Raw genomic sequence first — 6,619 nt, 5'->3', positions numbered from 1 at the left:
ACTGAAACCCTACACTTATATATTAGGAGGAGGTTAGGACGTTTATTAATCTAAGTTGAAAGGAAGGGGGATAGGAACATTAATGGAAGAATTATCACTGACTGTAGCCGAGGCATATGACTGTCTTCTGGTAAGCGAGGAAGGAATGGTTCACAGCTTTGTAAAAGGTTTACCAGGACACTTTTATGGGGCAGATCTTACCAATGAAGGGGTAAGAGAACTTTTAAGCGAGGCGAATGACAAGAACCGCCTGTTTCTGGTTGAGGAAGGTATCCTGGATCATAACATCAAAGTCTGGGATGAAAAGACCGAAGAGTGGATTTATTTAATGTGCAGAGAAGGGAAATCAATAATTGCTAAAGGAGAGAGTGTATGAACAAGTGCATTTTTTTAGGCAGAATGACCAATGACCCGGAAATTACTTATACACAGGGAGAAAGTGCAATGGCGATTGCACGGTTTGACTTTGCGGTAGACCGGAGAGGATCGCGGGAAGGAGAGCCTAACGCGGATTTCTTCCGATGCACGGCATTCGACCGCAAGGCAGAGCTGCTGGAGCGTTTTGGAAGAAAAGGACTGAAGCTGTTGTTAACTGGGAAAATGCAGAACAATAACTATACCAACAAAGAAGGGGTAAAAGTTTATTCGATGCAGTACCTTGTTGATGATGTGGAATTTGCAGAAAGCAAGAAAAATAGCAGTGAGGATGGCGGAAATCAGGGGACGCCGCCGGTAAATCAGCAAAGCCAGCCAGCGCAGAGAACCCAACCGGCGCAGAGCAGTCAGCCGGCACAGAGGAGCCTGCCGTCGCAATCGAACCAGGCACCGTCAAGGCAGCCAGCCAGGCAGCCGGCGAGACAGGCAGCAAGATCAACAGCCAGGAACTCCCAGCGGAATGCACCTGCCGCTAACAAGGGTGACTTTATGAATATTGATGACGGCATGGAAGATGGGAGTCTGCCATTTAACTAAATGAACGAAAACCAGAGGGAATAAGAGTCTTTTGATTCAGGATTTCAGTTCCCTCTTTTTATGAAGGAGGTAAAAAATTTGGAACAGAAAAATATCAGAAAGATCATGCAGCTTGTGCTCTTAGGAATCGGGTGCAGTATTTTACTTCCGTTTCTGCTCCCGTTTGCGCTAGGAATTGCAGTCAATGTCATTTCACTTGGAATCCCATTTTTTGTTGTTCTGTGTGCTTTGAAAAATCCATGGGCGCTGGGTGTATTAAAAAACATGAGGAAACATCTGGTGACCATGCTAGGCGGAACCATTCCAGAGGCGTTCCAGGAAGAGGATACAAAGGCTGCAAAAACAGAGTCTGCACCGTTAGACACAGAGGCAGTCTCAGAAGCGATGGAGGACAGCGTAGAAGATGCAGACACCCAAACGATAATCGCCTGGTATGGAAGGATTGGCAAAGAGCGCTTAAACCAGATTGTTACCAATCTTAATGCAAAAGGCATATATGAATGCTGGCTGCGGAGGGATGGAATCTGTAATATCAGGACCCCAAAGGGGTATCGGCGTGTTGGCTGCCTGCCGGAATATCCGGGTGAAAAGGCAGAGGATATTTGCCGCTTTTTAACCCGGGAGGGGGGATTACAGGCTTCTGTGAAGGGAAGGTATGTTTATTTATCGTGGAATGGCTAATAAGTGGAGGTATCAAGTTTGATTCAGTGTATACCGCATCGCAAGATATATTATAACGATGAAAATGGATATACCATAGCCGCTTATAAGACCTATCAGACAATTCCGGAATCGGCCGTAAACCAGTCTTTCAAAAGCGGAGAGAGTGTTTTTACGGCCATTGGAACTGCAATCCCCTTTATAGAAGGGATTGATACGGGACTGGAAGGTAAGTGGATTAAAACAAGCTATGGATTACAGTTGTCAGTGACGGAAAGTCAGATATTTATGCCGACAACCAAAGAGGGGATTACATGTTATCTGGCATCGGGACTGATTAAAGGAATCGGGCCGGTAACTGCCGGCCGGATTGTAAAACGGTTTGGAGAAGATACCCTGAAGATTTTTGATACACAGCCAGAGAAGCTGCTGGAAGTAAAAGGAATTACGAAAAGCAAGCTGGAGACAATCCTTGGCTCATACTCGGAAAGCCGTTCTTTGCGGGAGCTGATGCAATACCTGGCTCCCTTAAAGGTAGGGCCGAAACGGGTGTCCGAAATCTGTGATTACTTTGGCTCAAAGGCTTTACAAATTGTGAAGGAAAAACCATTCAGGCTTTGTGAATTAAGTGGTTTCGGGTTTGAGAGTGCGGATATCATCGCAAGAAGAAACAAAAATTTCCGGCCAGATGACACACTGCGGATTAAAGCAGCGATTCTTCAGGTCTTAAAAAATTCAGAGGGCGATGGTCATCTGTATTTAGAAGGCAGGGATATTGTTAGACAGGCGGCGGAACTTCTAAATTATGGGATATACCGACAGGCTGTAAATACACGTTTAATTAAGGATATTGGAAATGAAATGGTCTTTTCAGATGAGCTTTTAGCGGCGGAGGGACATTACCTTTATTCCATGAAGAATTATATGGCGGAGAAGATGGCAGCGGTGCATATCCTTCGGGTCATGAACAACAAGCAGCCGGTCTACGACATTGAGCGGGAGCTGGACGAGGTTCAGGGGACTACACACATGGTTCTGGCTAAGCAGCAGAAAGAAGCGGTAAGGCGTGTATTTGCGAATAGTTTATCTATCATAACAGGGGGACCTGGAACCGGAAAAACTACAGTCGAGAGGATTATCTTAAAAGTGTTTGAGAAGAAGGAGCGGAAGAAAACCGCCCTTTTGTGCGCTCCGACCGGACGTGCCAGCCGCAATATGGTAATCAGCACAGGATACCCGGCCATGACCATCCATAAGGCGCTCTACATCACCGGGGAAGAAGAGGAAGTTAATTTGGACCTTACGGAAGAACTGGAGGAAGACCTGATTATTGTTGATGAGATGTCCATGGTGGATATGTGGCTTTTCTTCGTGTTGATTTCTAAAGTGAAGAATGGCGCCAGAGTTGTTTTTATCGGTGATCCGGATCAGATACCATCAGTGGGGCCGGGAAATGTATTTAAAGAAATGATTGATTCAGGAGTTATTCCGGTTACGGTTCTTGACGTACAGTTCCGCCAGGCAGAAGGCTCCCGGATTATTATCAATGCTTTAAAAATGAACAACGGAGATACAGACCTGTTATTTGGAGACGATTTTCAGTTTATATCAGTTGACAGCGACGAGGTGGCGGCTGAAGTGATTGCCGACCTGTACCAGAAAAAGCTGGAAGCAAATCATGGTGATACCGATATGGTGCAGGTACTAACACCCTTCCGGCAGGATACAGCGGTGGGAGCTAACGCCCTCAACAAAAAACTAAGGGAGTTGGTAAACCCGCAGGTTCAGGGTTGTTTAGAAATGAAGCTTGGCAGCTCTGTATTCCGCCTACAGGATAAGGTTATGCAGTTAAAGAACAAGGAAGAGGTATCCAATGGTGATATGGGGATAGTCACTGACATTTATCAAAATGAGGACGGAACTCCTACATTAGTGGTCCGGTTTGAGGACGGAAGAATTGGTGAATATGCTTCAGAAGACTATGGGTTACTGATGCTTGCCTATGCGGCTACCATACATAAAAGTCAAGGGAGCGCGTATCCCTCTGTCATCATTCCGGTACTCCCCTGCTTCAAAAGAATGCTGAAACGAAACATCTATTATACAGCGGTGACGCGGGCAAGATGTGAAGTGACTTTAGTGGGAGACTGGGCTGCTTTTTGTGAGGCTGTGATGACGGATGATAGAGAGAAGAGAAATACAAAACTGGCGTATCGGATTCAGCAGGAGGCTTTGAGGATTGAGAAAATAAAATCCCAGGAGACCGGTGCAGATAAGCGAATAGCAAGCTAGTTACGAAATTTAAGGAGGAATACCATGAATCGTTATGAAGAGAAAAAACAGGCTAGGATTAACCGGTATCGGGAACATGCGGAACATGCAGAGCGCGAGTCGGTTGCCCGTTATCAGCGGTCAAATGAGATTGCAAAAGCAATTGAGGGTGGCAGCCAATCCTCGTAGGTCATCACAGTGAGGCACGGGCCCGCCGGGATCAGAAGAAAATCTGGGATAGCATGGAAAAGTCGGTCGAAGCCGGAAAAAAGGCTGAGTATTATGAAGCAAAGGCAGAAGCCGCGGAACATAATCAGGCTATCTCTTCCGATGATCCGGAGGCAATTCAAAAGCTGATGGATAAGCTGGAACGGTTAATCGAGGAACAGAGCTATAAGTAACGTGTGAACGCCTATTACAGAAAGCATAAGACATGTAAAGGCTGTGACGGTGTTACCGATGAGCGTGCAGAGATGCTGGCAGTATGGTAAGAAATGGGAGTTCTTATGAGAAAATCCCGTTCCGATGGTTTGAGCTTACTAATCTGAATGCAAACATTAACCGGATTAGGAAAAGGATTGAGGTGCTGAAGGCAAGAAGGGAGACTCCGCCGGAAGGCTGGGATTTCGAAGGAGGGCGTGTTTACATGAATCTGGAAGAAAAACGTGTCCAGATTTATTTTGATGACATTCCATCGGAAGAGTTCCGGCAGTTTTTGCACAGGAACTTAAGTTTTCGCTGGTCAACATACCATGGGGCATGGCAGCGTCAGATTTCAGATACCGCCATATGGGCAGCCCATAGGGCCACAAACCGTTTTTTAGCGGAGGGAGCATGATGTCAATAGCAATGGAAACGTTAAAAAAGACGAATAGAAAGAGGGATAACATGGCATCTTCAAAGTTATTTGAAAGCTGGACATTCAGCTTACCCGTACCGGAGCCGTTTTTACAGACGCTCATCGACAAGGGGTTAAACAAAGCATCATCACAAGAGGAGCATATCTCGATCTACAATCTGATGCAGCAGGGAAAGCAGTCTACACTTCATGGCCCTGTTTTGCGGGCGATTTTTACACTGGTGGAGTTAATGGAGACAGATACGGAGGGAGCGTTAGGTGTTCAAAAGAATGAGACAGGTGAGACTCAATTCTACTGCGGCGAATTTAAGAAAAGAGACGAGGAAGAAAGAATTGTTGCCGTATATAATTTCAAAAATGGGAAGTTCAAAGTTTGTGAGAGTGGAATCGGTCTGCATCGGCATATGCCGGCTCTGCGGTCAGGACAGAGTGATGGAAAGTATTTATTGTGTATGCTTGAATACGCCAGCTTAAATATGGACGGTCCGCTTTTTAATCAGGAATTTTATGACAACTTTACGATTTTAAGAGAGCAGTATAAGTACAACTGGACCGATATGGATCTGGCGCTCAAAGCCGCATTTGTCTGCTGCGATAATATCTACCGACGGGTGGAGAAAGCCAATGAGTTGGGAACGGATGGTCTGCCGGTAGACAGGAACTCTCTTGCCTCCGGAAACGCTCCGATTTTAACGCCCCAGGCCATCTCCGGCGGAGAATATGCGCCGACGGAAGTTACGTCTGGACGATTTGAAATTATGAGCGTTAACCGGATTACGGCAAATTCCAGGCCAATCGGGACTCTGGGCAGTAAATACTGTATGAATGTAGAACTGACAGAGGAGGAGAAAGCCCGTGTACCGCGGATTTCCCCCAATTATCATGTGTCAGAGGAGGTACAGGATATCCTTGAGATGATTCAGAATTCTCCTATGCGCACGTTTATGATGCGAGGAGATTCCGGTACCGGAAAGACCATTGATGTTGCCATTCTTGCCAAGGCGTTGGGGCTTCCCTATTATTTTTTGACCTGCTCTGAGGGTACGGATGAGATGGATCTGGTTTCAACTATGATTCCAAATACAAACGATAAGGTAAAGACAGAACCGCCGGTAATGCCCGATTATGAGGATTTCATGATGGATCCGTCCACGGTTCTGAGTGAGTATACAGGGATCTATGAGGAGGATGTGGATATCAGCCAGGCATTCGAGAAGCTGATGGGTCAGATCTATAAAATCGGTTATCAAAACTGCAAAGACCAGAAAGATTTTGTATTGGTGGAATCGGACTTAATCAAAGCATGCCGTCGGCCATCCGTTTTTGAGCTGCAGGAGCCAGCGGTGGTTGGAAAGCCGGGGACCCTGGTAAAGCTGAATGGCCTGTTAGATGATTGTGCATCCATTACCCTGGCGGATGGCGAAATTGTCCGCAGGAACCCGGATACCATAATTGTCTTGACCACCAACACAGATTATAAGGGCTGTAAAGATATGAACGAATCAATCCTGTCCCGTATGTGTATGGTTTTTGATAAAAAGGAGCTGATGCCTGAGCAGATGAAGAAACGGGTCATGGTAAAGACTGGCTGTAAAGATGAGGTCATACTTTTAAAAATGGCGGAAACCGTGGAAAAAATCAGGCAGTATTGCAGGAATGAACGGATACGCGGCGGTGTGTGCGGGTATCGGGAGTATGAGTCCTGGGTTTGGGCATACATGGTGACCGGTGATGTGCTAAAAGCGGCAAAATCAACGATTTTAAGTAAAGCAGCCTCTGACAGAGAATATCGGGAGGAGATTTATGAAAACTGCATTAAGGTAAGCTATTCCGAATTTTCGGCAGCGGCATAAGTGG

At 46.0% G+C, this 6,619-nt stretch carries 8 protein-coding genes; all 8 read left to right on the top strand.

What is annotated here, in order from left to right; translation table 11 throughout:
* Nucleotides 1–82 precede the first annotated feature (82 nt).
* Complete coding sequence (locus CLOSYM_RS07140) at nucleotides 83–376, top strand: hypothetical protein (RefSeq protein ID WP_002570113.1); 294 nt, start codon at nucleotides 83–85, stop codon at nucleotides 374–376.
* Complete coding sequence (locus CLOSYM_RS07135) at nucleotides 373–972, top strand: single-stranded DNA-binding protein (RefSeq protein ID WP_002570112.1); 600 nt, start codon at nucleotides 373–375, stop codon at nucleotides 970–972. Before CLOSYM_RS07140 ends, CLOSYM_RS07135 begins: the two co-directional genes overlap by 4 nt.
* Nucleotides 973–1,050: 78 nt before the next feature.
* Nucleotides 1,051–1,653, top strand: a complete 603-nt coding sequence (locus tag CLOSYM_RS22020; RefSeq protein WP_049943652.1) for a hypothetical protein — start codon at nucleotides 1,051–1,053, stop codon at nucleotides 1,651–1,653.
* Nucleotides 1,654–1,671: 18 nt separating this feature from the next.
* Nucleotides 1,672–3,924, top strand: coding sequence for an SF1B family DNA helicase RecD2 (recD2, locus tag CLOSYM_RS07125; RefSeq protein WP_049943651.1), 2,253 nt, complete (start codon nucleotides 1,672–1,674; stop codon nucleotides 3,922–3,924).
* A gap of 24 nt (nucleotides 3,925–3,948) precedes the next feature.
* Nucleotides 3,949–4,092, top strand: coding sequence for a hypothetical protein (locus CLOSYM_RS22760; protein ID WP_002570109.1), 144 nt, complete (start codon nucleotides 3,949–3,951; stop codon nucleotides 4,090–4,092).
* Nucleotides 4,083–4,304 carry a DUF3560 domain-containing protein gene (locus CLOSYM_RS22345; RefSeq protein WP_080637031.1) on the top strand — a complete coding sequence of 74 codons (222 nt, stop codon included), beginning with the start codon at nucleotides 4,083–4,085 and terminating at the stop codon, nucleotides 4,302–4,304. The genes CLOSYM_RS22760 and CLOSYM_RS22345 overlap by 10 nt, the downstream gene beginning before the upstream one ends.
* 83 nt (nucleotides 4,305–4,387) lie before the next feature.
* On the top strand, nucleotides 4,388–4,741 hold the full coding sequence (locus CLOSYM_RS07115) for a hypothetical protein (RefSeq protein WP_002570108.1): 354 nt from the start codon (nucleotides 4,388–4,390) through the stop codon (nucleotides 4,739–4,741).
* Complete coding sequence (locus CLOSYM_RS07110; protein ID WP_021641574.1) at nucleotides 4,738–6,615, top strand: P-loop NTPase family protein; 1,878 nt, start codon at nucleotides 4,738–4,740, stop codon at nucleotides 6,613–6,615. Before CLOSYM_RS07115 ends, CLOSYM_RS07110 begins: the two co-directional genes overlap by 4 nt.
* Nucleotides 6,616–6,619: the final 4 nt, after the last annotated feature.

Origin of the sequence: [Clostridium] symbiosum ATCC 14940, from assembly GCF_000466485.1 — a bacterium.
Taxonomy (GTDB): Bacteria; Bacillota; Clostridia; order Lachnospirales; family Lachnospiraceae; genus Otoolea; species Otoolea symbiosa.
The sequence above is the reverse complement of the archived record's forward strand: the minus strand, read 5'-3'. Positions and strand labels throughout refer to the sequence as shown.

What these genes read in the sequence shown, in the direction of transcription:
- CLOSYM_RS07140 (WP_002570113.1), top strand. Translation starts at nt 83, where the DNA reads ATGGAAGAATTATCACTGACTGTAGCCGAGGCATATGACTGTCTTCTG.
- CLOSYM_RS07135 (WP_002570112.1), top strand. Translation starts at nt 373, where the DNA reads ATGAACAAGTGCATTTTTTTAGGCAGAATGACCAATGACCCGGAAATT.
- CLOSYM_RS22760 (WP_002570109.1), top strand. Translation starts at nt 3,949, where the DNA reads ATGAATCGTTATGAAGAGAAAAAACAGGCTAGGATTAACCGGTATCGG.
- CLOSYM_RS07115 (WP_002570108.1), top strand. Translation starts at nt 4,388, where the DNA reads ATGGTAAGAAATGGGAGTTCTTATGAGAAAATCCCGTTCCGATGGTTT.
- CLOSYM_RS07110 (WP_021641574.1), top strand. Translation starts at nt 4,738, where the DNA reads ATGATGTCAATAGCAATGGAAACGTTAAAAAAGACGAATAGAAAGAGG.